This window comes from Streptodolium elevatio, from assembly GCF_040649515.1.
Taxonomy (GTDB): Bacteria; Actinomycetota; Actinomycetes; order Streptomycetales; family Streptomycetaceae; genus Yinghuangia; species Yinghuangia elevatio.
Genome location: NZ_JBEZFP010000072.1, coordinates 1 through 26,193 on the forward strand (window position 1 = coordinate 1; position 26,193 = coordinate 26,193).

Consider the following 26,193-nt stretch of genomic DNA (forward strand, 5'->3'; position numbering starts at 1 on the left):
CGCGCACCTGCCGCCGCGGGCCGACCGCCGCGCCGCCGACCGGGCAGGCCTGCCTCGGGCTCACGGCCCTCAGGCGGCCGTCCGCGGCGGCAGCGGGGTACGGCCGGGCCGACGCGTACCGCACGCCCCCCGCGCGTCGTGCGGCCCACGCGGGGGTCGGCACCGTCCCCCGGCCAAATCTGGTTCGCGTCTGTTCCGTTCGACGACGTGGCCGAGGCCAAGGACCGCCCGTGCCTCGTGGTCGGCACCGGCCCGCGCGGTGTCGACATCCTGAAGATCACCAGCCAGGACAAGTCGGGCCGCCCGGGGTACATCCGCATGCCGGTCGCGGGCTGGGACAAGTCGGCGACCCACGACAGCTGGCTCGAACTGGACCGTCCCCGCCGGATAGCCCGCTCGGCGTTCCGCCGCCCCCTCGGCATCTGCGACGAGGCCGTCTGGCGCCAGGTAAGCCGCCACCACAACGACCGCTAGCCGCCAGGCGTACGGCAGGATGGCAGGCGTGATCGTGAAGTATCCCTGTGTGTGCTGCGGCCGGTTGACGATGCACGAACAGCCCGGGTCGCACGAGATCTGTCCGGTCTGCTTCTGGGAGGACGACGCGGTGCAACTGCGCTGGCCCAACCGCGCGGCGGGCGCGAACCGAACCGCACTGACCCAAGCCCAGCGGAACTTCCAGAACGTCGTCGGACTGCCCGTCCCTGTCAGGGTTTCGCGGCGGCTAGGGCTATGAGGTCCTGGGTGAGGTCGGCGTCTTGGTCCTCCAGGTCCCATTTGCCTTCCCGGATGGCGGTGTTGGTGGCCCAGAAGACCATCGTGTGGTCGGACGGGCGGATCGCGAATCGGGCGAAGGACCAGTCGTTGCCGCCGTCGTGAGTGATCAGCGGGCCCTTGTCGGTCGGGAACACGGTCAATCCGTAGCCGTACGAGCTGGGCAGGCCGTCGCCCTCGGGGACGTGCGGGGTGAACATCTTGGCCTTGGCCGCCCCGTTCAAAATCGTGTCCCCCTCCAGGGCGCGGTACCAGCGGAACATGTCACTCGCGGTCGACAGCAGGCCGCCGTTGCCGCGCAGGTTCCAGTACGGGCCGTCCGGCGCCCACGGATGCTCGAACGGCCGCCCCTGGGAAGCACCTTGCTCGTCGTACTCGACGGCGACGTCGCCGCGGCCCGGATCGGGCAGCACGTAGCCGGTGCGGGTCATGCCCGCGGGGCCGAAGAGGTTGCGGGCGAGGAAGTCGCCGTACGACATCCCGGACACCTTCTCGACGACGGCGGCAAGCACCGAATATCCGGTGTTGGAGTACGCGAACTCCTCGCCCGGTGCGGCCTCGAGCGGTGTGGCGAGGGCACGGCCCAGCATCGCGTCCCTGGACAAAGGCTCGTAGTCCTCGCCGATGCCTTCCGGGAGCCCCGAGGTGTGGGTGAGGAGCTGATGGATGGTGATCGCGCGCTTGTCGGCCGGAACCGCGCCCAGGTGGACGCCGATGCTGTCGGTGACCCGCAGCGCTCCGTTCATCTCCAGCTTCAGAACCGCCGCGGCGGTGAAGGACTTCGTGATCGAGCCGATGTCGTAGACGGTGTCGCAGCCCGCCGCCCGGCCCGCGGCCTCGTCGGAGCGGCCCAGTCCTTGGCAGCTCACCAACTCGCCGTTCCGCGCGGTGACCACGGAGCCACCGGCCCCCTCCGGCCAGTTCTCGCCAAGGAACTTCGCGACCGCATCGGCCTGTTCGGAGGACGGGAGAGGCATCGGGAGGGATGTGGTCCCGCCCGGCGACGGCGGTTGCGAGCCGCCGGACGCCGCAACCGAGGGCGCCCCCGTCGGAGTTCCGGTCGGAGTACCTGACGGCGAATCGGCGGTCTTGTCGTCCGTGCCGGAGCAGGCGGACAGTGCGACCGTCAGCGAAGCCACCGTGATTGCCACGTACTTGAGCGCACGCTGACGCGCTTCGTTCTTCATGTTCGGCATGGGATCCCCGAGTTGCCGACGCGGCCTCTCCGCGTCCCCTCCGAAACGCTATGAAGATCGGACGCCGGGGTCGTCACGCATGCGAGCGAACCGCCCCCTCCCCGGTACGGGGGAGCCTCGCCCGGGCGACTCCCTGGCAAGGGGCACCGGCAGCACCCGGCCAGGGGATGCGGAAGCCCGTCCGGGACAAACCACGGGGTCTCCAGGCGGCACGCGGCAAGGTGCCCGGACATGGTGAAGGCCCGCCTCGTGTGCGAGTGTTCCGAGGCGGGCCCGACACCGTCACCAAGGGCGCAGATTCCTTGGAGATGATGTCTGTGACTCTATGCGGCCGCACTGACAACGCGGCCGCACTGACAACACGGCTCGGCGGCGGGCTACTTGCCGCTGTCCTCGGCGAGGGTGTGGGCCACGAGGGCGTTGGCGTGACCGTGGCCGAGGCCGTGCTCGCTCTTGAGCCAGCCCACCAACTCCATGTGCTTGGTCAGCGGCGACGAGCGGATCAGGCCCTGCCACTCCGAAATGGGTCGGCCGTACTTCTTCTCGATCGAGGGAAAGTACGACGCGGGGCCCTTCACCGTCTCAGCCATGTCCGTGGTCCTCTCGGGTGCGGGTGCGGTCCGTCGCGCCCCGCCCTGTGCGGTGCGCCTGTCCCCTTATGACCGTCGTCGCCGTCGAAACTCATCGCTCACGCGAACGTGATCCGCACCACCCGGCACCTCCCCCGCCCCCACGGCGTCCGTCATGCCACGCCGGCCGCGCGGAGGATGTCGGCGTCGGTCAGCGTCGCGGGGGCGAGGCGGTGGCGGGCGTGGTGGTTGGCGAGGCGCTGCACCGCGGCGTTCACCGGGGTCGGCACGCCGTGGAGGCGGCCGAGGCGGGCGATCTCGCCGTTGAGGTAGTCGGCCTCGATGCCGCCGGTGCCGCGCAGCAGGCTCTGGTACGACGAGCCGCCGGCACGGTCGGCGCCGCGTACCGGGAGGTCGACGATGAAGCCGCGGCGCGGGGAGTCGCCCGGTTCGAGGAGGGGTTCGATGCCCGCGGCGGCGTAACAGGCGTCCGTCTCGCCGCGCAGATGGGTGGCGACGGGGCCGACGCGGACGCTCGGACCGCAGAGCGCCTCGGCGGCGTTGGCCAGGTTGTAGAGGAGCTTGCCGTACTTCCACCGCATGATGTCGTCGCGGGCTTCGGAGGGGAACGTGGCCGACGAGAGCGCCGCCGCGATCTTGCGCGCGGTGTCGTCGGAGCCGCTCGGGTAGCGGCCGAGGTCGAGCGTGCCGGCGACCGGGGTGGAGTGCAGCTGCACGATCCCGGGCTCGGTGTACAGGGCCGGGCACATGACGTTCATGCCGTACACGTTGTCGAACGACCGCAGGGCCATGTCCTCGTTGGCGACGCCGTTCTGCGCGCAGACCACCGGGGTCGACGCCGGAGCCGCCTCGGCGAGGTCGCGGAGCGCGGCGGGGGTGTCCTGCGTCTTCACGCTCAGGAGCACGACGTCTTCCGGCGCGAACGTGATCTCCTGCGGGTGCTCGGCCACCGGTACGTTCACCACCTGCTCGCCCTCGGGGTCCAGGATGCGGAGCCCCTTCCCGCGGATCGCCGCGGCGTGCGCCGACCGCGCGATGAGCACCACGTCGTGGCCCGCCGCCGCCAGCCTGCCCCCGACCGCTCCGCCGATCGCCCCCGCGCCCAACACGATGAACCGCATCAACTGCCTCCCGCCGACCGAAGATCGCTTGCCGTCAGCGGCCCACGATAGAAGTTGACGGTCGTCGAGTGGGTCAAGGCCCGTGCCAGGGGCCCGGCGTCAGTGCGCGGGCGAGACGTGTACGGGGAATCCGTTCAGCACCGCCGTGCCCGACAGGGGGTCGAGCCGTGAGCCGTCCAGCAGCTGGTTCACGTTGACCCCGGGGCGTTCCGCGGCGACCGAGAGCCGGGTGCCGGGGCGGTCGTGCCCCCACCCGTGCGGCAGGCTCACAACACCTGGGCGCATTCCCTCGGTGATCTCGACCTCGGCCTCCAACTCGCCGCCCTCCCCCTTGATCCGGGCCGCCGCGCCGCCGACGAGGCCGAGCCGTGCCGCGTCGTCCGGGTGGACCTGGAGGGTGCAGCGGTTGGAACCGCCGGTCAGCGCCGGGATGTTGTGCATCCAGCTGTTGTTGGAGCGCAGGTGGCGGCGGCCGACCAGCTGGAGTGTGTCGGCGGCCGGAACGGCGTCGAGCGCGGCGCGCAACCGGGGCATGTCGGCTTCGACGGGCGCGGGGAACAGCTCGATGCGCCCGCTGCGCGTCTTGAGGACGCCGGGCAGCCGCGGCTCCAGCGGGCCGAGGTCGATGCCGTGCGGAGCGGCGCGCAGGGCGTCCAGCGTGAGCCCGTACGAACCGAGGCGCAGCATCATGTCCAGGCGGCGTTCGGGCCCGGTGTCGCCGATCAGCTCGGCGGTCACCTCCTTCGGGTCCCGTCCGTGTACGGGCGACTGCTCGTCCGCCACGGCCTTCGCGAGGGTCGTGGCGACGGCGAGGTCGTCGACCGCCGAGGGCGGGGCGCCGTGCATGCCGGAGACGGCCAGGATCAGCCGGGCGTGGATCTCGCACTCGTCCATGCGGCCCGGACCGAGCGGGAGGACGGCCGGCGAGTACCGGGCCTGGTTCCGCACCGCGAACTGGTTGAACACGAAGTCGAAGTGCGGGCTCTGGGACGGCGGAGGCGGCGGCAGCACGACGTCCGCATGGCGGGTGGTCTCGTTGAGGTACGGGTCGACCGACACCATGAAGTCGAGCGTGTCGAGCGCCGCGTCGAGGCGCCGTCCGTCGGGTGCGGACAGGACGGGGTTCGCGGCGATGGTGACGACCGCGCGGACGCGTCCTTCGCCCGGGGTCTCGATCTCCTCGGCGAGGGCGGTGAGCGGCAGTTCCCCCTTGGCCTCGGGGTGGCCGGACACCCGGCTGGCCCAGCGTCCGAGCGCAAACCCCTTGCCGGGTCCGGCCTTTCGAGGTGCCGGTGCGGTCGCCCCGTGCGGGAAGAGCGCGCCGCCGGGCCGGTCGAGGTTCCCGGTGAGCACGTTGAGGACGTCGACGAGCCAGTTCCCGAGCGTGCCGTATTCGACGGTCGAGGAGCCGACCCGCCCGTACACGGCCGCGGTGGGCGCGGCGGCCAGCTCGCGGGCCGTGGCGCGGATGACGTCGGCGTCCAGGTCGCAGGCGACGGCAACCGTGTCGGGGGTGAACTCCTTGACGGCCTCCCGCAGTTCGGATACGCCGTCGACGTGCTCGGCAAGGTCTCCGAGCCTGACGAGGTCCTCGGCGAACAGGGTGTGCACGAGTGCCGCGAGGAACAGCGCGTCGGCGCCCGGCCGGATGGCGAGGTGCCGGTCGGCCAGGCGGGCGGTGCGGGTACGGCGGGGGTCGACGACGGTGAACGTTCCACCCCGCGCCTGCAGTGCCTTGAGCTTGCCCGGGAAATCGGGGGCCGTGCACAGGCTGCCGTTGGAGTCGAGTGGATTGGCCCCGAGCATCAGCAGGTGGTCGGTCCGGTCGAGGTCGGGCACCGGGATGGCGAACGGGTCGCCGAAGAGCAGCCCGCTGGACACGTGCTTCGGCATCTGGTCGACCGTGGACGCCGAGTAGTAGTTGCGCGTGCCGAGGGCGCGCAGCAGCAACGGCGGGTAGAGCGCCCCGGCGACGGTGTGCACGTTGGGGTTGCCGAGGATCAGGGCCACGGCGTTCTTCCCGTGTTCCTCGACCAGCGGCCGGACCCGGGCGGCGATGAGGTCGAAAGCCTCGTCCCAGGTCGCTTCGCGCAGAGCCCCGTTCTCGCGTACGAGGGGCCCGGTGAGCCGGTCCGGATCGCCGTCGACCTCGGGGAACGCGGCGCCCTTGGGGCAGATGAAGCCCCGGCTGAAGATGTCGTCCCGGTCGCCGCGGGCGGCCGTGACCCGTCCTGCGTCGATCGTGAGCGTCAGCCCGCAGGTTGCTTCGCACAACGGGCAGATGCGCAGGGCCTTCGACATGGCGATCTCCCAGGGGCGGGGCAATGGCGGTGGCTCACGGGCACCCGCGAGCATACCGACGGGTAGCCGGGCCTGACAGCTTTCGGTCCGCCGCCTGTGGCCCGTCACATCGGTGGAGTCACGGGGTCGGTGCGCCAGCCGCGTTCGACGGACCGGCCGCACTGCGCGGGGTCGTCGCCGGCCGCGACGTACAGACCGGTCAGCATGGGGATCGCGTACGTCAGGGCGCCCTCCGGCAGCGGTCCGGCGGTGGCGAGCGAGGCGAGTCCGTGGCCGATCACCCAGCTCTGGGTTGCCAGTTCGAGCGGATCGACGTCGCCGCGGAACCGGCCGGAGTCTTTCGCCCGGCCGACGTTGCGTACGAGACTGTCCAGCGTGTCGTCGGCCGCCTGAGGGTCCTCGAGTTCGAAGTCCGCGTCGAACATGACGCGGTAGAGGTCGGGCGCGTCCAACGCATTGGCCACGTACGCGGCCCCCTGCGCCGCCAGGTCCCGCACCGGATCCGCACTCGGTGCGACGGCGGCGAGCCGGGCCGCCAGGAGGGTGAACCCCTCCTGGCGCAGCGCGCTCCAGAGTCCGTCCATGCCGCCGAAGTAGGTGTAGACCGCCATCGTCGAGACGCCGGTGCCGGCCACGAGGGAACGGAGCGTCACCGGTTCGCGTGCCCGCAGCATCTGCGCCGCTCGCCGCAGGAGCAGGGCGCGTACCGCCGGGTCCTTGGTTCTTGCCACGGCACCACAATACATAGCACTGCTATGTTATTCCGAAGCACACCGACAGCCAGGAGGACCGACATGGCCGTGCAGCTCATGAACCCGGACGGTCTGCCCAAGCCCGAGGTCTACCGCCAGCTCTCCGTCGCGACCGGGTCCCGCCTCGTCTTCCTCGCCGGGCAGGTCGCCCGCGACGCCGACGGCGGGAAGGTGGGCGAGGGCGACCTCGCCGCGCAGGTGGAGCAGGTGTACCTCAACATCGCCACCGCCCTCGCGGCCGTGGGCGGGTCGTTCGACGACGTGGCCAAGCTGGCCGCGTACGTCGTCGACTGGACTCCCGACAAGATGCCGCAGCTCGGCGAGGGCGTCGGGCGCGCGGCCGCCAAACTCGGCGTCGACCCGACCAAGCCCGTCACGCTCATCGGCGTCGCCGCCCTGGCGGAACCGGACCTGCTGGTGGAGATCGAGGCCACCGCCGTCCTGGACTGACGACTCGCGCTCGGGGCCGGCACCCGGCCCCTGACGCCCGACCCTGACGCCTTGAGGCGCCGGGGCGCGGCCCGGAGGGGCGGGGCTGTCGGTCGCATCACCTGCGAGGTAGCTTCGCGGGGTGTTGCTTCACGAGATCTTGCGGGCCGCGGCGGACCGTGCGGCGGATGACATCGCGCTCATCTGCCCCGAGGACGGCGTCGAGCTGACATTCGGTCAGCTCGACGCGCAGTGTGAGTCGTTGGCGGCGGCGGTGGCCGAGCGCGTCTCCCCCGGCGGCCGGGTGGCGATAGTCGCGCACAACCGGGCCGAGTACGTGGTGGCCTGCTACGCCGTACCGCGTGCGGGACGCGTCCTCGTGCCGCTGAACCCGCGCCTCCACCGCAACGAGTGGGTCGACCTGCTGAACCGCTCGGGTACGGAGCTGGTGCTCGCGGACCCTGCGCTCGCGCCCGAGCTCGCCGGCCGGGAGCGCCCGGTCGTGACCTTCGACGAGTGGGACGCCCTCCTGGCGGAGGGTCGCGCTGCCGCGGCCTCGGCGCCGACCGCCCCGACCGGCCCGAGCGACGATCGGGCGCTCGCGTGGCTGCTGTTCACCTCCGGCTCGACCGGCCGCCCCAAGGGCGTACGCCTGACGCATCGCAGCCTCACCGCCGGCATGCGCACGACACTCGCGCGGCGCCCGGTGCTCGCCGACACGGTGTTCCTCACGCCGTTCCCGTTGTGCCACGTGGCCGGCGCGTACCAGGTGCCCATGCACCACATGCGCGCTCGCCCCGTCGTGTTGGTGCGCAAGTACGACCCCGCGGCGCTGCCCGTCCTCGTGGCGCGGCACGGCGTCACCAACATGTCGCTCGCGCCGACGATGATCGACGCGCTGTTGGCGCAGGACGGCGTCGCGCGGTTGCGCGGCCGCCTGCGCGGCATCGGGTACGGCGCCTCGCCCATCTCCCCCGAACTGCTCCGCCGTACCGCCGATGTCCTCGGCTGCGACCTCGGACAGGGCTACGGCTCCACCGAACTGTCCGGCAACGCGGTGTTCCTGACACCGGAGGAACACCGCCCGGAGCTGCTGTCGGCGGCCGGTCGGCCCGGTCCCGGCGTGGAGCTGCGCATCATCGACGACGCGTGGGCGGACGTGCCGACCGGGCAGGTCGGCGAGATCGCCGTCCGCGCCGAGCAGGTGTGCGACGGGTACTGGGAGGATCCGGAGGCCACCGACGAGGCGTTCCGGGACGCGTGGTTCCGCACCGGCGACCTCGGGCGCCTCGACGACGCCGGCTATCTCTACGTCGCGGACCGCAAGAAGGACATCGTCATCTCCGGCGGAGAGAACGTCAGCGCGCGCGAGGTGGAAAGTGTCCTGCGCACCCATCCGGGGGTACGCGACGTCGCGGTCATCGGCATTCCGGACGCCCGGTGGGGTGAACGCGTATGCGCGGTGGTCGTACCTGCCGACGCACGACCGTCCGAAGCCGAGCTGGAAGACGAGCTGGTGGCGCTGTGCCGTGCACGCCTCGCGGGCTTCAAGATCCCGCGTGTGGTCCACTTCGTCGACGAGCTGCCCGCGACCGGGACGGGGAAGGTCAGCAAGCCCGCCCTGCGGCGGCGCTTCGCGACGGCAGCGGGCTGACCGCGCCCACCCCGGCCCGGCGCCGCCGGCCTCGCACCCTCATGTCGCAGCCCTGTGACAGCGTGCCTGTCATGATCGCCCCCACCTCGCTCCCGGCCCTCGACCGCGCCTTCCGCACCGCATGGGCGGCGGACACGTGCTCGCCCGACGACGCCGCGCGCGAGCCGTGGCGCCCGGACAATCCGGCGTGGGGGCACTGCGACATCACCGCCCTGGTGGTGCACGACCTCTTCGGCGGCGACCTGATGCTCGCGGGCGTCGAACTGGACGGCGCCGATGTCGGCTACCACTGGTGGAACCGGCTGCCCAGCGGCCTGGCGCTCGACCTGACGTACGAGCAGTTCCGGCTGGGACAACAAATCCTCGATCCGCGCACGGTCGTACGGCCGACCGGCCCTCTCAGGCGCCGCGCGCCCGAGTACCACCTGCTGCGCGAGCGCTTTGCCACGGCTCTGGGCCGGGAACTGCCGCCGGCCGGCAACTGAGCGTCGCCGATGACTGGCCGCGCGTCGGGCGAGAGGCCGAGGCCTTGTAGGTGTGCGGCCGCGTCCCAGCGGACAAATGCCCATATGACGCGAAGATCAAGTTCGCACGGAGGAGCGCACGCGGCGCGGCACACACGCCGAGGGCGCACACACAGCAGACCGTAGGGAGCCCCGGGCATGGCCAAGCAGACCGTCGCGGAACAGTACGTCGACCTCCTCGCCCGCGCGGGAGTCCGGCGCGTGTTCGGGGTCGTGGGCGACAGCCTGAACCCGGTCGTGGACGCCATCCGGCGCAACAGCGCCGTCGAATGGGTGCAGGTGCGCCACGAAGAGGCGGCGGCGTTCGCGGCGAGTGCGGAGGCGCAGCTCACCGGCCGTCTCGCGGCGTGCGCCGGGTCGTGCGGGCCGGGCAACCTCCACCTGATCAACGGGCTCTTCGACGCGCATCGTTCGATGGCCCCCGTGCTCGCGCTGGCGTCGCACATCCCGAGCGCGCAGATCGGCCTCGGGTACTTCCAGGAGACGCACCCGGAGCGGCTGTTCGAAGAGTGCAGCCACTACTCCGAGATGATCTCGACGCCGGAGCAGATGCCGCGCGTCGTGCAGACCGCGATCCAGCACGCGGTCGGGCGGCGCGGCGTGTCCGTCGTGACGCTGCCCGGCGACATCGCGAGCCTCGCCGCCCCGGAGGGGTCGGTCGAGTTGGCGATGGCCTCGGAGCGTCCCACGATCCGGCCGGGCGACGGCGAGGTGGACCGACTGGCCCGGCTCGTCGACGAGGCCGACAAGGTGACGCTGTTCTGCGGGCGCGGCGTCGCCGGGGCGCACGCCGAGGTCATGGAACTGGCGGAGAAGGTCAAGTCGCCGGTCGGGCACGCGCTGCGCGGCAAGGAGCACATCCAGTACGACAACCCCTACGACGTCGGAATGTCCGGCCTGCTGGGCTACGGCGCGGCGTACGAGGCGATGCACGAGTGCGACCTGTTGATCCTGCTGGGCACGGACTTCCCATACAGCGACTTCCTGCCGCGCGACGTGCGGACCGTGCAGATCGACATGCAGCCGGAGCGGCTGGGACGGCGTACCTCGCTGGACCTGGCAGTGTGGGGCGACGTACGCGAGACGCTGCGCTGCCTGACGCCGCGCATCCGGGCCAAGTCGTCGCGCGCCTTCCTGGACCGGATGCTGAAGAAGCACCTGGACTCATTGGAGGGCGTCGTCGGGGCGTACACCAAGAACGTCGAGAAGCACGTGCCGATCCACCCGGAGTACGTCGCGTCGATCCTCGACGAAGAGGCCGCCGAGGACGCGGTCTTCACCGTCGACACCGGCATGTGCAACGTGTGGGCGGCGCGGTACCTCACGCCCAACGGGAAGCGCCGCGTGGTGGGTTCCTTCGTGCACGGGTCGATGGCGAACGCGATGCCGCAGGCGATCGGCGCGCAACTGATCGACCGCAAGCGGCAGATCGTGTCCATGTCCGGCGACGGCGGGTTCTCGATGCTGATGGGCGACTTCCTGACGCTCGTGCAGTACGACCTGCCGGTCAAGGTCGTGCTGTTCAACAACTCGTCGCTGGGCATGGTCGACCTGGAGATGATGGTCGACGGGCTGGCGCCGCACGGTACGCGCTACCCGCACACCGACTACGCGGCCATCGCCACCGCCGCGGGCGCGCGCGGCATCCGGGTCGAGAAGCCGCGCAAGGTACGCGCCGCGCTGCGCGAGGCCTTCTCGCACGACGGCCCCGTGCTCGTCGACATCGTCACGGACCCGGACGCGCTGTCCATCCCGCCCAAGATCACCTCGGCGCAGATCAGCGGCTTCGCGCTGTCCGCCAGCCGGATGGTCCTCAACGGCGGTGTGGGCCGGATGGTCCAGATGGCCAGGTCGAACCTGCGGAACATCCCGCGGCCGTAGCGCGCGTTCGGCGCCACGGCCAGGGGTGGGCGGCGTGTCGGGACCGCGACCGGGTCCCGACATGCCGCCCACCACACGGCGTCAACTCGGCAGGCCGCCGATCGGCACCCCGACGGATGCCGAACCCGACCACCGGACCGACCCCGAGCCGACCACCGGACCGACCCCGAGCCGACCACCGAGCCGACCACCGACCCGAGCACCGAACCCGAGCGCCGAATCCGCCCTCCGAAGCCGGATCCCGGGCGTTGCCCCCCGGCTAGCCGTTCACCTCCAGTGCCGCGCGCACCGCGGACTCCAGCGAACCTTCGATCCAGGCGTGCTTGAGCGAGGTGTGCTCACCCGCGAAGTGCACGGGGCCCTCGGGCGTGGTGACGGCCGGATGCAGGGCGGTCCACTGGCCCGGGGTGAACACGGCCGCCTCGCCGCAGGCGTAGCGGTTGCGCAGCCAGCTCTGGGTCGCGCCGTGGCCGGTGAAGAAGACCTCGACGCGCCGGCCGTACACCTCTTGCAAGCCGCGCAGGGCGTACGCGTAGCGCTCGTCGTCGTCGAGCGAGTCCCAGCGCAGCGCGTCGTCGGCCCAGGTGTAGCTGGCCAGGACGACACCGCCGGCGCTGCCGCCCGCGGTCGGGTGCGACGGGTGGTAGATGAACCGGTTGGCGTTGTCGGTGACCGAGCCGCCGCCCACGGCCTGTACGGCGGGCGGCTGGTCCCCGGCGGCGGTCTGCGGCGCCGAGGCGTACCGGGAGCGCAGCCCAGGGGCGATGTCGGCGCGGTTGACGGAGTAGTGCGCGCCCAGCAGTTCGGCGTCCTTGCCGGCGCGGCCGGTCCGGTACAGCTCGTACAGGCCCGGGCGGATCGACTCAAGTTCCTTCCGCCACTGGTCCTCGTCGAACTCCCACCAGCGGCGCGAGAATTCGAGCAGGACCTTGGTGGCCGCGTCGTAGTGCAGCTCGGTGATCGCGCGGCGCTTGGGGTAGGAGAAGGCCGGTTCGACCTGCACGTGGCGCAGGGCCGCGAACGGGATGGTCACGATCGCCACGTCCGCCTCGAAGATCTCCCCGCCGGGCAGTTCGGTGCCGGAGTCCTGGTCGTTGCCGCCCGCCTCCCGCACGGTGTGCACCCACACCGAGCTGCGGCCGGGCTCCGCCAGGTGGGTGGTCCTGGCGGCCGGGTCCGCGGGGTCGCGGTACTCGAGCCGCGTGACGCGGCGGTTCATCACGATGTCGTTCTCGAGCTCGGGCAGCAGCGCGTACGGCAGTTCGGCGGTGCCGCCGGCGATCTCCCAGTAGGTGGCCGACGGGTTGATGTCGGTGTGGCCGAGGAAGCTGTGCAGGAAGGACAGCGGCAGGCGCGAGGTCAGGTTCTCCAGCGTGCCGAGTGCCTCGATGGTCGCGTTGTCGAACCCGGCGACCTCGGACATGAACCGGCGCAGCGAGAACTCGTCGTAGTCGTAGATGAGTTGCGCCCAGCCTTCGATGCGCTGCGGCAGCGGCAGCGGTTCCCGGGTGCCGTCCGGCCGGGTCGTGGTGATCTTCGCGTACGCCGGGGCGAGTGCGTTGGCCCAGCGCTCCCCCATCGTGCCGCCGCCCGCGGGCAGCCCGAAGCCGCCGTGCATGATGTCGGGGGACTTGGCGTATTCGTTCTTGCGCTGCCGCACGCCGTTGGCGCGGATCCAGGTGTTGTTGAGCTTGTCGGGTGCCTTGAAGTCGCTTTGCGCGGGCCCGAAGCGCCATGTCTCGCCGGTGAACGCCTTGTACTCGACCGCGGGCGGCTGCCCTGCCGGGTTGCCGGTGCCGGGAACGATGTCGACGAGGTGGAACGGGCGCCGCTCGAGCCCGAGCTTGTCGATCAGCGCGAGGGTCATCGGGTGGAAGCTGGGCAGCCGCATCGCGCCGGCCTCGGCGGTGGCCTTGGGGTCGGCGAACGGGCGGGCGGAGTCCTGGCCGCCGGGGGCGGAGCGGAAGGTCTTGATGCGGCCGCCGATGCGGTTCGCGTTGGCCTCCAGGATGGTGACGCGGTGCCCGGCGCGCTTGAGCAGGGTGCCGGCGACCAGACCGGCGATGCCCGCTCCGATGATCATGACGTGCTTGGGAGCGGTGGTCTTGGGCAGGCCGTCCTCGATCAGGATCTTGAGGTACTTCAGCTTGAGGTCCTCGTCGCGCTCCCCCACCAGCAGGAGTTGGCGTGCCACCGCCACGCAGGTGTTCCAGCGGGCCGGGTCGACGTCGCGCTGCCGCGGGACGCCGACGGCGGTCCCCGGCGCCAACAGCGCGCCGGCCGCGGGGATCACCGCGGTCGTGCCCGCGGCGGTGAGGAACGCCCGGCGGGACGGGGCCGTTCGGCCGCCACCCTCGCTGGGCGATTCGGGTGACTCGTCACTCTTGGAGTTGCTCTTGAAGGCCATGGAGACAGACTGGTTGCCCGAACGGCCCGCATCCGAATGGCCGCACCGTATCGGGTGAAAGGTTCACCCGAACGCTTGAACATCCAGACACTTGGGGGGTGTTCGGCCGCGACCCGTGATGCGGGCTCAGGCGGCGAGGAGTCCGCCGGTCGCCACCGCGCGAAGGGCACGGCCCACAGCCTCGTCGGCGGAGCGTACGGACGACTCGCCCGCGGCCCAGCGCTCCATGGCGATGCGCACGGCGGTGTTGACGGTCCCGGCGGCCAGTTGCACGTCGAGGTCGTCGGGGGACGCTCCGACGCGCGCGGCGATCGCGGGGCGCAGGCTGTCCTCGGTGTCGCGGTAGACGTTCAGCCACACGGCGCGCAGCGCGGAGTGTCCGCCGACCAGGCGTAGGAGGGCGCGGAGTTGGTCCTCGTCGAGGCCGTCGGGGGTACGCGCGTGGCGCACCGACGCGCGGTACGAGGTCAGGAGCGCGTCGACGAGGCCCAGGGACGCGTCCGCGTCGGCGAGCCGGTCCACCCAGTCGCGCGTACCCGCCGCGAGCAGCGGGGCGATCGTCTCCTCCTTCGCCCGGAAGTAGCGGTAGAAGGTGCGCAGGGCCATGCCCGAGGCGGCGGCGATGTCCTCGACGGTCGTCGCGTCGTAGCCGCGGTCGGTGAACAGCCGGGCGGCGACGCGGGACACCTCGGTGCGGGTGTCCTCCTTGCGCCGCTCGGTCAGCGACGGTCGGCCCGGGCCCCGGCGCGTGCTCGTGGTCATGCACACAGCCTAGCGTCCGCCCGAGGAATTATTGGCATGACATGTATGTTTGACATGACGTGCCAACAACAAGGACCGGTGGGAGGCGAGGGCCGAGCGCCGGACCAGCACCAGACGGAAGGCTCCTCATGAACCGCTTCGACAACCGCCGCATCCTGGTCACCGGCGCCGGCTCCGGCATCGGCCAGGCCACCGCGCTGCGCCTGCTCGCCGAGGGCGGCACCGTCGTCGCCGCCGACGTCGCCGCGGACGGGCTCAAGGCCACCGAGACCCGCGCCGCCGAGGCCGGACTCGACACGTCCCGTCTGCGCACACTGGTCCTGGACATCTCCGACGAGGCGAATGTCGTCGCGGGCGTCGCCACGACCGTCGACGACCTCGGCGGCCTCGACGTGCTGGTGAACGCGGCGGGGATCCTGCGTGCGGCACACACGCACGAGACGTCGCTCGACCTGTGGAACCGCATCATCGGCGTCAACCTGACCGGCACGTTCCTCGTCACGCGCGAGGCGCTGCCCGCCCTCCTGGCGACCGGCCGCGGCGTGGTGGTGAACTTCAGCTCGACCTCCGCCGCGTTCGCGCACCCCTACATGGCGGCGTACGCGGCCAGCAAGGGCGGCGTGCAGTCGTTCACCCACGCGCTCGCGCTCGAGTACGGCAAGCAGGGCCTGCGCGCGGTGAACGTCGCACCCGGCAGCATCAAGTCCGGCATCACCGACGCGACCGGCGGCTACCTCCCCGAGGACACCGACTGGTCGCTGTTCGCGAAGCTGAGCCCGATCCTCGACACCGACGTGGAGTCCGCGAGCGGAGCTCCGATGGCCGGACCCGAGACGGTCGCCGGAGTGATCGCCATGCTGGCGTCGGACGACGGGGCGTTCATCACCGGCACCGAGATCCGCATCGACGGCGGCACGCACGCCTGAGGATCCGGCGCGGCCCGGTCCGACCAGACCCGACCCGCGCGCCCGCGGCACCGCGCTCATAGGGTGATCAGTCCCGTCGTACGACACGGCGGGGCACGATCCTCGGGAGCACACCATGGCCAGGCCGGCACGTATCGCGCTGTTCTCGATCTCGGGACTGCTCTTGGCGGGCATGGTCGGCTCCGCGGGGTTCACCGGCCTGGTCCTGCTGTCCAGCCACGACGTCGCGGCCTCCACGCAGTTCGACCTGCCCGGCGAGACGCTGACGATCGAGAGCGACGACGGCGGCCTCCACCTGGTGCCGGGCGAGCCGGGCCAGGTACGGGTGGACCGCAAGACCACCGAAAGCATCCGCGGCGCCGACCCCGAGTGGTCGCTCAGCGAGGGCACGTTGCGCCTGACGACAAACTGCCCGTCCTTCTTCACGGTCGACTGCGACGGCGACTACACGGTCGCCGTTCCGCCGACCGTGAAGGCCGTCAAGGTACGCAGCGGAGACGGCTCGATCTCGGTCCGCGGCCTGGCCGCCGACATCGACCTGCACAGCGGCGACGGCTCGATGAAGATCCGCGACGTCCGCGCCGGCACCCTCAAGCTGTCCACGTCCGACGGCTCGGTCTCGGTGGCGGGCACCGCGGCGACCGACCTGACCGTCTCCTCCGGCGACGGCGGCGTGGGCCTGACCCTGACCGAGCCGCCGATGCACGTGAAGGCGTCGACGGGCGACGGGAGCCTGCGCCTCACGCTGCCGCGCACCGAGGACGCGTACCGCACATCCGTCAAGGTCGGCGACGGCAGCCAGACCATCCAGATCAAGCAGGACCCCGACTCCCCGCGCACCATCGAACTGAACACAGGAGACGGTTCCGTCACCGCCACCTACCCGCGCTGACCCGCACCCACCGTCAACTCCCCACCCCCGCAGCCGAACTCCACCCCACGTCCCGGACCCGCACAGATGCCCGGGACGCGGCGTCTTCGCACTCCCCCGCACCGTCGGTGATCCCGCACAGCCACGGGCTCCTCGCACGCATTGGACGGCTCAGCCGTTTCTGCCGGCTGTCCGCGGGGTCGGGTTGCCGGGTTTTGGGCGGGGTAGCGGGTAGCTTTCGCATCGGATACCTGGTTCATCCGGATACGTGGGTTCCCTTGACGCGGTCGTGTCGGGTCGCGCGGGGATTCGCGGTTGCGCCGGGGGCGATGTGGATCGGCTGACCCTCCCTCAGGAGCACCGCAGGAGCACGGCATGAGCCACGAGGCACCGGAACCCGGCGAACCGCAGGCGACCGAGACGGCAGGCGGCGCGGACAGCGGCGGCGGGGAGAACCTGCGTACCGTCGTCGTCGCGGTCGCGGCCAACCTGGCCATCGCGATCGCGAAGGCGGTGGCCGCGATGGTCACCGGGTCGGCGTCGCTGTGGGCCGAGACCGCGCACTCGTTCGCCGACACCGGCAACGAGGTGCTGCTGTTCGTCGGTCTGCGGCGCAGCGACCGGCCCGCCGACCGGCGCCACCCCTTCGGGTACGGCCAGGAGCGCTGGTTCTGGGCGTTCCTGGCCGCGATGGGCATCTTCGTCGTCGGCGGTGTGCTGGCGATCCAGGAGGGCATCCGGTCGCTGCTCGACCCCGAGCCGCTGGAATCGGTGTGGGTGGGCGTCGGGGTGCTGCTGGTCTCCGCGGTCCTGGAGGGCGTCTCGTGGCGCCAGGCGCACAAGCAGTTGAAGGCCGAGGCGGCGGCGAACGACCGTACGCTCACCGCGCAGTTGCGGCGTGGCTCGGACCCCACGGCCGCGACGGTGTTCTTGGAGGACTCCGCCGCGCTCGTCGGCCTCGCGCTGGCCCTCGCGGCACTGGGCCTGCACGCGTGGACCGGCTCGGCGTTGTGGGACGCGGCCTCCAGCATCATGATCGGCCTCCTCCTGGTGGCTGTCGCCTGGCAGCTCGCCCGCCGCAACAAGGCGCTGCTCATCGACGAATCCGCGCCCGACAACGTCGTCGACCAGCTGCGCGAACGCGTCACCTCGCGCCCGTGGGTCGCCGAAACCGCCGAGGTGACGGCTGTGTTCGTCGGACCGCGTCAGTTGTTCGTGTCGGTACGCGTGGTTCCGGTGCCGACGGTGGCGGTCGGCCCCGCCGACCGGCTCCTGGCCGAAGTCGCCCGGTTGACGGCGGCGTTGGAGGCGGAGCCGACGATCACGCGGGCCGATGTGGTCGTGGTGGCGGCCGATTCCGCGGCATGAGCGGCCGTGGCCGTGTCTGCGGCGACGGCTACGAGGGCGTGGGCCCGCCGAGCGGGAGGGGGACGGCGTAGCGCCAGAACCCGTCCGGAGCGCGCCGTACGACGTCCGTGGCGGAGCCGCCCCGCCGTGCGTCGCCGCCGGGTGCCCACTCGAGGACGAGGATGCCGATATCGCCCGCCACGTGGTTGTGCCGCAGGCGCACGCTCAACTCCAGGGCCCCCGCCGACAGGTCGAGCCGCGCGACGACCGTCGCGCGAACGGCGTCGAACGCCGCCTCCAGCGCCTCCGCCTGCCCGCCCGCGCCGCGGGTCAGGCCGAGCTCGACCGTGCCGGTCGCCCGGTGCAAGGTCATGCGGACGACCGGGTCCGCGGGCTCGGGCACCATGAGGCGGAAGCCCGTGAGCCCCCAGGAGGGCGCGGAGGATCGGTCCGTCGGCGGCCGGTGCGGCGGCGGGGTCGAGGACGACGCGGGCAGGCTCATGCCGGCTCTCCTGGGTTGCGGCGGACGGTCGGGGCCGTTCGGTCGATCGGTACGCGTCCACTGTCGACCGGGGCGCTGACCGTTCCCTGACCACCGCCTGACCGACCACCCGGCCAACCGCGCAGCCGACCGACTGCCCGACAACCCGCCTACCGCCTACCGCCTACCGCCGCGTGCCTCTTCGTCCCGCACCCACTCCCCTACGCCACCCCGGAATCGGCCCCGGCCCGCACGAAGCCTCGCCCGGCGCACGCCGCTTCGCGCGTACGGACCGTCCCCCTCCTGTGTGGCGTTCAGCCCTCATTCATCCGTCCGAGACCCTTACCTGGTATGCACATCGGGTGACCTCCCCCGATGTGCCCTTCCCAGCCCCCGCACCGTCCGCCCGGCCCGCCGCTCTCGCGCGCCGTCTGGGCACCGGCGACGCCGTGATGGTCGGTCTCGGTTCGATGATCGGCGCGGGGGTCTTCGCCGCCGTCGGCCCTGCCGCCCGCGCGGCGGGGTCGGGCCTGCTGGTGGGCCTCGGCATCGCGGCGGCGGTGGCCTACTGCAACGCCACCTCGTCGGCCCGGCTCGCGGCGCGGCATCCGGAGTCAGGGGGCACGTACGTCTACGGCCGCGAACGCCTCGGCCCCTTCTGGGGGTACCTCGCGGGCTGGGCGTTCGTGGTAGGCAAGACGGCGTCGTGTGCGGCGATGGCAATGACGGCCGGGGCGTACATCTGGCCGGAGTACACACGGGCGACCGGCGTGGGCGCGGTCGCCCTGCTGACGCTGCTGAACCTGCACGGTGTGCAGAAGGCCGTGTGGCTGACGCGCGCGATCGTCGCCATCACGTTGACCGTGCTCGCCTTCGTCGTCGCGGCCTGCCTCACGTCTGCCGACGCCGCGCGCCTCGAACCGTTCCCGGACGCGAGCCTGTATGGCGTCCTCCAGTCCGCCGGACTGCTCTTCTTCGCGTTCGCCGGGTACGCGCGGATCGCGACCCTCGGCGAGGAGGTCCGTGACCCCGCCCGGACGATCCCGCGCGCGATTCCGATCGCCCTCGGCATCGCCCTCGTCGTGTACGTCGCCGTGGCCGTGGCCGCGCTCCTCGCCGTCGGAGCCGACCAACTCGGCTCCGCCACCGCGCCGTTGGACACCGCGGTGGCGGCGACCGACCTCGACGGCGGAACGACGGCGGTACGCGTCGGCGCGGCGGTCGCGGCGCTGGGCGCACTGCTCGGCCTCCTGCTCGGCGTCTCGCGCACCGCCCTCGCGATGGCCCGCGACGGCCACATGCCGCGTGTGCTGGCCGCCGTCGACACGACACACCAGGTCCCCCGCCACGCCGTCATCGCGGTCGGCGCCGCGGTGGTGCTCCTGGTCGGCCTGGTGGATCTGCGCGGCGCGATCGGGTTCTCCTCCTTCGGCGTACTGGCCTACTACGCGGTGGCCAACGCCTCCGCCCTGAAGCTGCGTTCCGACGAAAACCCGCCGCCTCGCGCCCTCCCCGTCCTCGGCCTCCTCGGCTGCGTCGTCCTGGCCGCAACCCTCCCCTGGCGGTCGGTCGCCTGGGGCGCGGCCGTGCTGGCGACGGGCGCGGTCATCTGGTTCGTCCGCACCTCCCGCGGCGCACCGGACCGCGCAGCACCGTGAAAAGCCGCTCGCCCGGCGCGCCGCCCGTCGGCATAGTGCGGGCCATGATCTACCGAATCGAGTCCCACCCCGCCCGGTGAGCCCCCAGCACGAGCGCAACCCGCTCGACGGCACACCTGCCTTGTACGACCTGGCCCGGCACACGCTGCGCGACAGCCGCGAGGCCCTCGCCTCCCGGGCCCGCATCACCACCCGGCTCCCGCCCGCCCCTCACGACGATTCGCCCTCGCCCTGACGAGATCACGCCCAGAATCTCAGTAGGTGCGGGGTACTGCGGCGATGCAGGTGGGGGTGCCGGTGGTGAGGGCTTCGGCCGGGGGTGCGAGGAGGCCGGTGGCCGGGTCGCGGCGCAGGGCGGTGACGGTGTCGGAGCGTTCGCCGGCGATGTAGAGGTGGTCGCCGATCAGTGTCGCGTCGCGGGGCCAGGTGACGCCGGTGTCGATTTCGGCGACGACGCGGGGCGTACCGCCGTCGAGGGCGAGGACGGTGACCGTGTCGGGGCCGCGGTTGGCGACGTAGAGGTGGCGGCCGTCCGGGGAGGCGACGATCGCGGAGGGGTGGTTGCGCGTCGGGCCCGCCGTGGCCAGGCCGGTTGCCGGGCCGTTGGGCAACGCACGGACCGCGGGGACCAGTTCGCCGACGACCCAGGCACGGTCCGGCGCCGTGTGCACGAGGTGGCGCGGGCCGAAGCCGGGCGGGGTGGGAACGGGCGCTTCCGCGACGAGTGTTCCGTCCGGGCGGAGGCGGTACCGCCAGACGCGGTCGGAGCCGAGGTCGCAGACCAGGACCGTGTCGCCGTCGAAGGCCACCTGGTGGGCGTGTGGTCCGGCCTGGCGGTCGCGGTCCGGGCCGTCGCCGTGCAGTTCGACGACGGTGGTGTGCGGGCCGGCGGCGCCGTTCGGGGCGAGGGGGTGGACGGAGACGCGGCCGTCGCCGTAGTTCGCGGTGAGCGCGTACGCACCCGTGGGGTCCACCGCGACGTGGCAGGGCGCGCTTCCGCCGCTGGGGACGCTGCCGAGCGGGGTGAGCGAGCCGTCATCGGCGATGGCGAACGCGCTGAGGGTGCCCTGCGGTTCGAGCTCGTTGACCGCGTAGAGCGTACGTCCGTCGGGGTGCGCGGCGAGGAACGACGGGGACGGGGTCGCGGTCGGCTCGCCCAGCGGCGTCAGCACGCCGGTGGCCGGGTCCTGGGCGCATACCGTGATGCCGGATCCGCGACCGCCGGTGGCGGGGGTGTAGCTGCCGATGCAGACGAGCGGCTGGGCCATGGCGGGGCGTACTCCTGATCCTCGTGCGGTCGGACGGGAACGGGCATTGGTCTGGTCCAATGCCCGTTCCGGTCCGACGGTACGGCAAGCGGGGTCAGCCGCGTGCGCCGACCTCCACCCGCTCCGCGTCGTCCTCGCCTGGTGCGGCGGCCTCCTCCGCGGTGTCGGCCGCGAACTCGGCGACCGGCCGCGTGTCGGTCTTGGCGGTGCGCTTGAAGGTGAGCGCCGCCACCGCGCCGAGCAGCAGCGCCGCGGCCACGAGGTAGAGCGTGCCCTGCTGACCGTCGGCGACGGCGTGCTCCAGTTGGGTGCCGGTCAGTCCGTCGGTGTCGGCGTTGGCGATCGCCACGAAGATCGCGAGGCCGACGGCGGCACCGACCTGGGACGCGGTCGAGGCCATGCCGGAGGCGACTCCCTGCTCGCTCGCGTCGACGCCGGACGCGGCGGCGATCCACATCGCGGTCCACGCGATGCCCTGGCCGACGCCCATGACGACGAGGCCGGGGACGAGCACGCCGTACGAGCCGTCCGCGGTGACGCCCATCGCCAGCACCGCGGTGCCGATCGCGCCGAGCACGAATCCGCTGAGCAGCGCCGGGCGCAGGCCCGCACGGGTGGTCATGCGCTCGCCGATCTGGGTGCCCGCGAAGATCGCCACGGCCGGGACCAGGAACGCGAAGCCGGTCTGCAGCGCGCTGAGGCCCTGGACCTCCTGCCACAGGATGGTCAGGAAGTACGGGATCGCCCCGAAGGTCCCCATGAACACGAAGGTGATCATGGTTGCGGCGGCGAGGCTGCGGTTGCGGAACAGGCGCAGCGGCATCAGCGGGTCGGCGGTGCGGGACTCGATGAAGGCGAAGCCGGCCAGCAGCACGACGGCGAGGGCGGCGGAGACGAGGATCGTCGCAGACGTCCAGCCTGCCGCCGGTGCCTCGACGAGGACGTACACCAGGAGGGTGATGCCGGCGGTCGCGGTGAGCGCGCCGGGCAGGTCGAAGCTGCGGCGCGGGCCGGACATGCGGTCGCGCGGGATGAAGGCGAAGGCTCCGGCGATCACCAGTGCGGCCAGCGGCACGTTGACGAAGAAGACCGAGGCCCAGCCGAACCAGCTGGTCAGCACGCCGCCGAAGAGCGCGCCGAGGGAGAGCCCGCTCGCGCCGGCGCCGCCCCAGACGGCGAGGGCGCGGTTGCGCTCCGGGCCTTCCGCGAACAGCGTGTTGACGAGCGACAGGGTGGCGGGGAACAGGAGTGCGCCGCCTATGCCCTGGACTGCTCGGGCGCCGACCATCATGCCGGGGTTGACCGCGAGCCCGCCGAGGACGGAGGCGCCCGCGTAGAGGCCGAGTGCTGTGATCAGGACCGAGCGACGGCCGAAGAGGTCCGCCGTACGGCCGCCGAGCAGCAGGAAGCCGCCGAAGGCGACCGCGTAGCCGCTGATCACCCATTGCAGGGACTGTTCGGAGAAGCCGAGTTCGGTGCCGATCTCGGGAAGGGCCACGAAGACGATGTTGTAGTCGACGGCGATGATCAGCTGGGCGAACGCCAGGACGGCGAGCGCCCACCCGAGGTGCCGCGGGCGGGCGGCGGGGACGGTTGTGGGCATGGCGGAGAGACCCCTTGCTGGTGGGACTTGGTGCCGGGTGGGCCGTGCGGGGGGACCGTGACACTGTCGAGCGACTGTGGGAATGTACGTGGACTTGCGTACTGAACGACTGTACGAGGATCTTCGTACAGTCTCACGACGGCCGTCAAGCCGACTCCGCAGAATTGTTCGTACGTTCACGAACGGTCGTAATCGCGCTATCGTGGGCCCATGACGCTGTTCCACCCCGCCCCCGAGCAGTTCCAGGTGGAGAACGTGCTGACCGCGCTGGGCAACCCCACCCGGCTGGAGGTCGTACGCAAGCTCGCCCACGACTGCGAGTACGGCCACCCCTGCGGCACCCTCATCACCGGGGTCGCCAAGTCGACGCTCACCCACCACTGGCGCGTGCTGCGCGAGGCGGGCGTCATCCGGCAGGAGCCGGCCGGGCGCGAGCTGCTCATCAAGCTGCGGCGCCAGGAGATGGACAGCCGCTTCCCCGGGCTGCTCGACGCGGTTCTGCTGGCCGCAGCCCAGGCCGCGGACTCGGCAGAGACCGACGCCGACGCCGAGGCCTCAATCGCCTGACGGCTCCGGCGAGCCCGGCCCGCCCGGTGCGTACACGGCCATGACCGCGCGCGCCGTCGCCTCGACGTCCGCGCGCAGCTCCGGCGGCGCCAGCACCTCGACGTCCGACCCGAAGCGCAGCAGTTCCAACGCGCCGAAGCGCATCGTCTCCAGCGGCAGCACCGCCTTGACCCAGCCCTCCGCGTCCGGCGCGCTCTCCGTCTCCGCGACGACGCGCTCGCGCTGCGGCCCGAACAGGCCCGCGACGGCCGCCCTTGCGCGCGGTGACAGGCGTACGACGGCGGGGACCTGGTAGAGATTGCGCTCGAAGTCCTCCGACCACACGGTCCAATAGTCCGCCAGCGAGAAGCCCGGGTCCCTCTCGAACTCCTCGCCAAGCGTGGTCAGTTCGAGGATCCTACCGACCCGGTACGTCCGGTCCTTACGTGACCGCCCGCCCTCCTCGCCCTCGGCCGGCCGCGCCACGAGGTACCAGACGCCCGCCTTGAGCACGAGGCCGTACGGGTCGAGCACCCGCGGCGCGACCGCCCCACCCCACCGGCGGTAGCTGATCCGGATGCGCCGCCCGTGCCAGACGGCGTTCGCCGCCTCGGCCAGGTACGGCGACTTCTCGGCCTCCGCATACCAGCCCACCGTGTCCAGATGGAACCGCTCCCCAGTGCGCGTCGCCCGCTCTCGCAGCTCCGGCGCGAGACCCGCCATCAGCTTCAGCTGCGCGGACGCCACCACGGCGCCGAGCCCCAGCTCGGCGGCGGGCCCGGGCAGTCCGGCCAGCATCAGCGAATCGGCCTCGTCGGCGGTCAGACCGTTGATCTTGGTGCGGAACCCGTCGAGCAGGCGGTAGCCGCCGGCCGGGCCGCGCTCGGCGTACACCGGGATCCCGGCGGCGCTCAGCGACTCGATGTCCCGGTAGACCGTGCGCACCGACACCTCGAGTTCGTCGGCCAACTCCTGCGCGGTGACGTGGCCGCGCGTCTGGAGGGTCAGCAGGACGGACAGCAGTCGACTCGCACGCATGCCCCCAGTCTGCCCTGGATCCTGACAGAGGGTGTCAGGTATGGCAGGCATGATCGTCCGAGCGGACCGCGCTGCAGAATGCACGGCTGCGGAAAATCACTGCGATGCGAGGAGCGACGGCATGACCCGCGAAGTCGGCAAGACCCAGGACGTCGGCTACGAGATCGGCGTCTCCAAGACCCTCCCTTACCCGGCGTCCGTGGTCTGGGAGTTCCTGACCGACGACGACGGCCTCGCGGTGTGGCTGGGCCCCGGCGCCGAACTCGGGCGCGAGAAGGGGACGCCGTACCGCACCGACGACGGCACCGAAGGCGAGTTGCGCAGTTGGCGGGAGATGGACCGGGTGCGGCTCACCTGGCGGCCGGCCGGCTGGGACCACGACACGACCGTGCAGGTGGCGATCCGCGCTTCCGGCGAGAAGACGATGCTGCGCTTTCACCAGGAGTGGCTGGCGGACGGCCGCGAGCGGGAGCGGCAGCGCGAGCACTGGAAGGCCGTCATGGACGCCGTCGTCGCGGCCTTGCGCGAGGAGCCGTCGGACGACTGACCCGCGGCCGGAAATTCATATAACCGGAACGTTGCCTTCCGTGATCAGCGGGTACCAGATGTGCGTTGAGGCTTGACGGCACGAGGAAAGGCGGCGTCATGAGCGGGTTCCTGGACAAGGCGAAGGAAAAGGCCAAGGAAACCATGGCCACCGGCAAGCAGAAGGCCGACGAGTTCCAGGCCAACCGTGCGCAGGGCGACCTCTACAAGCAGCTCGGCGCCGCCTACTACGCCGAGCAACGCCAGGGCGCTTCGCACGACGAGGTGTCGCGGCTGCTTGCGGCCCTCGACGCCCACGAGCGCGAGCACGGACCGTCGACCGGCGACAGCCCCTCTGACGGCCCGGGCCCGGTCGGCCTGGCCTGACAGACCGAGTGGCCCGACGGAACCGAGCGGCACGACAGGGCCGCGTGACCCGACAAGACCTGACCCGGCCGATCGGCGCCCTACCAACCCCTGCCGAGCCCCTGCCGGACGTCCTGAATGCCGGACGTCCCGAACCCCCACCGGACTTCCGGCCCCTCCCCGGGCGCGCCCGCTCGCGCGTCCGGGTGTTCGGCACTCCGGCGCTGTTCTAGGGGTTCGGGCCGTCCGGAACCGTCGAGGCGTCCGCCCCCTGCGTCCCTTCCGCCGTCCCCGGTCCGAACTTCACCACCGTGATCGACGGGCGCCGGTTGCGCACCACCGGGATCAGGTGTGCGTGCGGCGCGACCCGGGTGTAGAAGAATCCCCGCCCGGGGACCAGCGCTAGGTCGCTGATCTCCACGATGTTCGGGTGCGCGCCGTGCAGCTTCCAGCGCTCGGAAGCGTCCATGCCCCAGGGCATCGGCGGCGCGACGTACCCCTCGCGCGTCTTCACCCGGCCCTTGACCGTCTGGGCGCTGAACCAGCGCGGCACCGCGTCCAGGATCAGCGAGCCGTTCGGGAACCGCTCGGCGCAGCGGGCGATGAGCGCGCGTACGTCGGACGGTTGCAGGTACATCAGCAGGCCTTGCGCGGTGACGATCACGCCGCGCGCCGGGTCCACCTGGTCCATCCACGCCTCGTCGAGCGCCGAGCCGGCGATGGGATGCACGCGGGTCTCCTGCGGGAGCAGGCGCGCCCGCAGCTCGACTATTTCGGGGAGGTCGACCGACAGCCAGGTGAGGAGGCCGTTGTCGACGCGCCAGAACTGCGTCTCCAGCCCTTCGCCGAGGGCGACCACCGTGCCGTCCGGGTGTCTGCCGAGGAACTCGCGGATCTGCTCGTCGAAGGTGCGCGCCCGGAGTGCCTGGCCCTGCGCGCTGCCCATGTCGGCCTTGCCGAACCGCCGTTCGAAGGGATAGTCGATACCGTCCAGCAATTCGACGCCCATCGGGTCGTCGAGCACCGCGTCGGGACGCCGCGCCTCCATCGCCCGGTGGTACAGGGTCCACAGCAGCGTCTCCGGAACCCCGTCGAGCGCAACGCGGGTTTTCGGGCCGTTCGTGGTCGCAGTCGCCATGCCGAGACCTCCTCCCGTGCCCCACGCTAGTCCCACGC

General features: G+C 72.0%; 26 protein-coding genes. 14 read left to right on the forward strand and 12 right to left on the reverse strand.

The genetic code is table 11. The annotated features are described in order from the left end of the window. Positions 1–138: 138 nt before the first annotated feature. Together AB0C36_RS25155 and AB0C36_RS25160 are read left to right on the forward strand one after the other, a co-directional pair. A complete protein-coding gene (locus AB0C36_RS25155) occupies positions 139–474 on the forward strand; it encodes a type II toxin-antitoxin system PemK/MazF family toxin (RefSeq protein ID WP_358357722.1) in 336 nt (111 codons plus the stop codon). A gap of 19 nt (positions 475–493) precedes the next feature. After that, positions 494–733 carry a CPCC family cysteine-rich protein gene (locus tag AB0C36_RS25160; protein WP_358357725.1) on the forward strand — a complete coding sequence of 80 codons (240 nt, stop codon included), beginning with the start codon at positions 494–496 and terminating at the stop codon, positions 731–733. Here AB0C36_RS25160 and AB0C36_RS25165 read toward each other — a convergent pair. The 5 genes from AB0C36_RS25165 to AB0C36_RS25185 form a co-directional block, all read right to left on the reverse strand. After that, positions 705–1,958 (reverse strand): serine hydrolase domain-containing protein, encoded by a 1,254-nt coding sequence (locus tag AB0C36_RS25165; protein ID WP_358357727.1) that lies wholly within the window; start codon positions 1,956–1,958, stop codon positions 705–707. The genes AB0C36_RS25160 and AB0C36_RS25165 overlap by 29 nt on opposite strands. Positions 1,959–2,344: 386 nt before the next feature. Beyond that, entirely contained in the window at positions 2,345–2,557 is a 213-nt protein-coding gene (locus AB0C36_RS25170; protein WP_358357730.1) for a DUF4287 domain-containing protein, read from the reverse strand. Between the two features lie 152 nt (positions 2,558–2,709). Beyond that, the gene (locus AB0C36_RS25175) at positions 2,710–3,678 is read right to left on the reverse strand and encodes a ketopantoate reductase family protein (RefSeq protein ID WP_358357732.1); all 969 of its coding nucleotides are present in this window, start codon (positions 3,676–3,678) and stop codon (positions 2,710–2,712) included. A gap of 99 nt (positions 3,679–3,777) precedes the next feature. Continuing rightward, positions 3,778–5,979 (reverse strand): molybdopterin oxidoreductase family protein, encoded by a 2,202-nt coding sequence (locus tag AB0C36_RS25180; RefSeq protein ID WP_358357734.1) that lies wholly within the window; start codon positions 5,977–5,979, stop codon positions 3,778–3,780. 104 nt (positions 5,980–6,083) lie between these two features. Beyond that, positions 6,084–6,710 (reverse strand): TetR/AcrR family transcriptional regulator, encoded by a 627-nt coding sequence (locus AB0C36_RS25185; protein ID WP_358357736.1) that lies wholly within the window; start codon positions 6,708–6,710, stop codon positions 6,084–6,086. A 63-nt stretch (positions 6,711–6,773) separates the two neighbouring features. Here AB0C36_RS25185 and AB0C36_RS25190 point away from each other — a divergent pair, with 63 nt between their 5' ends. The 4 genes from AB0C36_RS25190 to AB0C36_RS25205 all read left to right on the forward strand — a co-directional run bounded on the left by AB0C36_RS25190 (position 6,774) and on the right by AB0C36_RS25205 (position 11,219). After that, positions 6,774–7,181 (forward strand): RidA family protein, encoded by a 408-nt coding sequence (locus AB0C36_RS25190; protein WP_358357739.1) that lies wholly within the window; start codon positions 6,774–6,776, stop codon positions 7,179–7,181. A 121-nt stretch (positions 7,182–7,302) separates the two neighbouring features. Continuing rightward, on the forward strand, positions 7,303–8,814 hold the full coding sequence (locus tag AB0C36_RS25195) for a class I adenylate-forming enzyme family protein (RefSeq protein WP_358357741.1): 1,512 nt from the start codon (positions 7,303–7,305) through the stop codon (positions 8,812–8,814). 71 nt (positions 8,815–8,885) lie between these two features. Next, positions 8,886–9,299, forward strand: coding sequence for a YunG family protein (locus AB0C36_RS25200; protein ID WP_435839110.1), 414 nt, complete (start codon positions 8,886–8,888; stop codon positions 9,297–9,299). A gap of 177 nt (positions 9,300–9,476) precedes the next feature. Beyond that, complete coding sequence (locus AB0C36_RS25205; RefSeq protein ID WP_358357744.1) at positions 9,477–11,219, forward strand: pyruvate dehydrogenase; 1,743 nt, start codon at positions 9,477–9,479, stop codon at positions 11,217–11,219. Between the two features lie 259 nt (positions 11,220–11,478). Here AB0C36_RS25205 and AB0C36_RS25210 read toward each other — a convergent pair whose 3' ends face one another. Both AB0C36_RS25210 and AB0C36_RS25215 read right to left on the reverse strand, forming a co-directional pair. Beyond that, positions 11,479–13,626 (reverse strand): FAD-dependent oxidoreductase, encoded by a 2,148-nt coding sequence (locus AB0C36_RS25210; RefSeq protein ID WP_358357747.1) that lies wholly within the window; start codon positions 13,624–13,626, stop codon positions 11,479–11,481. 126 nt (positions 13,627–13,752) lie between these two features. Continuing rightward, the gene (locus tag AB0C36_RS25215; RefSeq protein WP_358357750.1) at positions 13,753–14,388 is read right to left on the reverse strand and encodes a TetR family transcriptional regulator; all 636 of its coding nucleotides are present in this window, start codon (positions 14,386–14,388) and stop codon (positions 13,753–13,755) included. A gap of 128 nt (positions 14,389–14,516) precedes the next feature. Here AB0C36_RS25215 and AB0C36_RS25220 point away from each other — a divergent pair, with 128 nt between their 5' ends. The 3 genes from AB0C36_RS25220 to AB0C36_RS25230 all read left to right on the forward strand — a co-directional run bounded on the left by AB0C36_RS25220 (position 14,517) and on the right by AB0C36_RS25230 (position 17,553). Further along, positions 14,517–15,314 (forward strand): SDR family NAD(P)-dependent oxidoreductase, encoded by a 798-nt coding sequence (locus AB0C36_RS25220; RefSeq protein ID WP_358357753.1) that lies wholly within the window; start codon positions 14,517–14,519, stop codon positions 15,312–15,314. Between the two features lie 115 nt (positions 15,315–15,429). Next, a complete protein-coding gene (locus AB0C36_RS25225; RefSeq protein ID WP_358357756.1) occupies positions 15,430–16,206 on the forward strand; it encodes a DUF4097 family beta strand repeat-containing protein in 777 nt (258 codons plus the stop codon). 354 nt (positions 16,207–16,560) lie between these two features. Beyond that, positions 16,561–17,553 carry a cation diffusion facilitator family transporter gene (locus AB0C36_RS25230; RefSeq protein ID WP_358357759.1) on the forward strand — a complete coding sequence of 331 codons (993 nt, stop codon included), beginning with the start codon at positions 16,561–16,563 and terminating at the stop codon, positions 17,551–17,553. Between the two features lie 28 nt (positions 17,554–17,581). Here the strand turns inward: AB0C36_RS25230 and AB0C36_RS25235 are convergent, their stop codons facing one another. Continuing rightward, positions 17,582–18,034 carry a hypothetical protein gene (locus AB0C36_RS25235; RefSeq protein WP_358357762.1) on the reverse strand — a complete coding sequence of 151 codons (453 nt, stop codon included), beginning with the start codon at positions 18,032–18,034 and terminating at the stop codon, positions 17,582–17,584. Between the two features lie 341 nt (positions 18,035–18,375). Here AB0C36_RS25235 and AB0C36_RS25240 point away from each other — a divergent pair, with 341 nt between their 5' ends. Continuing rightward, positions 18,376–19,671 (forward strand): APC family permease, encoded by a 1,296-nt coding sequence (locus tag AB0C36_RS25240; protein ID WP_435839111.1) that lies wholly within the window; start codon positions 18,376–18,378, stop codon positions 19,669–19,671. 76 nt (positions 19,672–19,747) lie between these two features. After that, positions 19,748–19,906 (forward strand): hypothetical protein, encoded by a 159-nt coding sequence (locus AB0C36_RS25245; protein ID WP_358357763.1) that lies wholly within the window; start codon positions 19,748–19,750, stop codon positions 19,904–19,906. Positions 19,907–19,925: 19 nt separating this feature from the next. Here the strand turns inward: AB0C36_RS25245 and AB0C36_RS25250 are convergent, their stop codons facing one another. Together AB0C36_RS25250 and AB0C36_RS25255 are read right to left on the reverse strand one after the other, a co-directional pair. Continuing rightward, positions 19,926–20,939, reverse strand: coding sequence for a lactonase family protein (locus tag AB0C36_RS25250; RefSeq protein ID WP_358357765.1), 1,014 nt, complete (start codon positions 20,937–20,939; stop codon positions 19,926–19,928). 94 nt (positions 20,940–21,033) lie between these two features. Then, complete coding sequence (locus AB0C36_RS25255) at positions 21,034–22,542, reverse strand: MFS transporter (protein ID WP_358357767.1); 1,509 nt, start codon at positions 22,540–22,542, stop codon at positions 21,034–21,036. Between the two features lie 210 nt (positions 22,543–22,752). On the opposite strand from AB0C36_RS25255, the gene AB0C36_RS25260 reads away from it, so the two are divergent. Then, a complete protein-coding gene (locus AB0C36_RS25260; protein WP_358357769.1) occupies positions 22,753–23,109 on the forward strand; it encodes an ArsR/SmtB family transcription factor in 357 nt (118 codons plus the stop codon). Here the strand turns inward: AB0C36_RS25260 and AB0C36_RS25265 are convergent. Beyond that, positions 23,098–24,126: a helix-turn-helix transcriptional regulator gene (locus AB0C36_RS25265; protein WP_358357772.1), complete on the reverse strand. Its 1,029-nt coding sequence runs from the start codon at positions 24,124–24,126 to the stop codon at positions 23,098–23,100. The genes AB0C36_RS25260 and AB0C36_RS25265 overlap by 12 nt on opposite strands. A gap of 121 nt (positions 24,127–24,247) precedes the next feature. On the opposite strand from AB0C36_RS25265, the gene AB0C36_RS25270 reads away from it, so the two are divergent. Beyond that, complete coding sequence (locus AB0C36_RS25270) at positions 24,248–24,673, forward strand: SRPBCC family protein (protein ID WP_358357774.1); 426 nt, start codon at positions 24,248–24,250, stop codon at positions 24,671–24,673. A gap of 98 nt (positions 24,674–24,771) precedes the next feature. After that, positions 24,772–25,038, forward strand: coding sequence for a hypothetical protein (locus tag AB0C36_RS25275; protein ID WP_358357776.1), 267 nt, complete (start codon positions 24,772–24,774; stop codon positions 25,036–25,038). 208 nt (positions 25,039–25,246) lie between these two features. Here the strand turns inward: AB0C36_RS25275 and AB0C36_RS25280 are convergent, their stop codons facing one another. Beyond that, a complete protein-coding gene (locus tag AB0C36_RS25280) occupies positions 25,247–26,155 on the reverse strand; it encodes a class I SAM-dependent methyltransferase (protein ID WP_358357777.1) in 909 nt (302 codons plus the stop codon). Positions 26,156–26,193 lie beyond the last annotated feature (38 nt).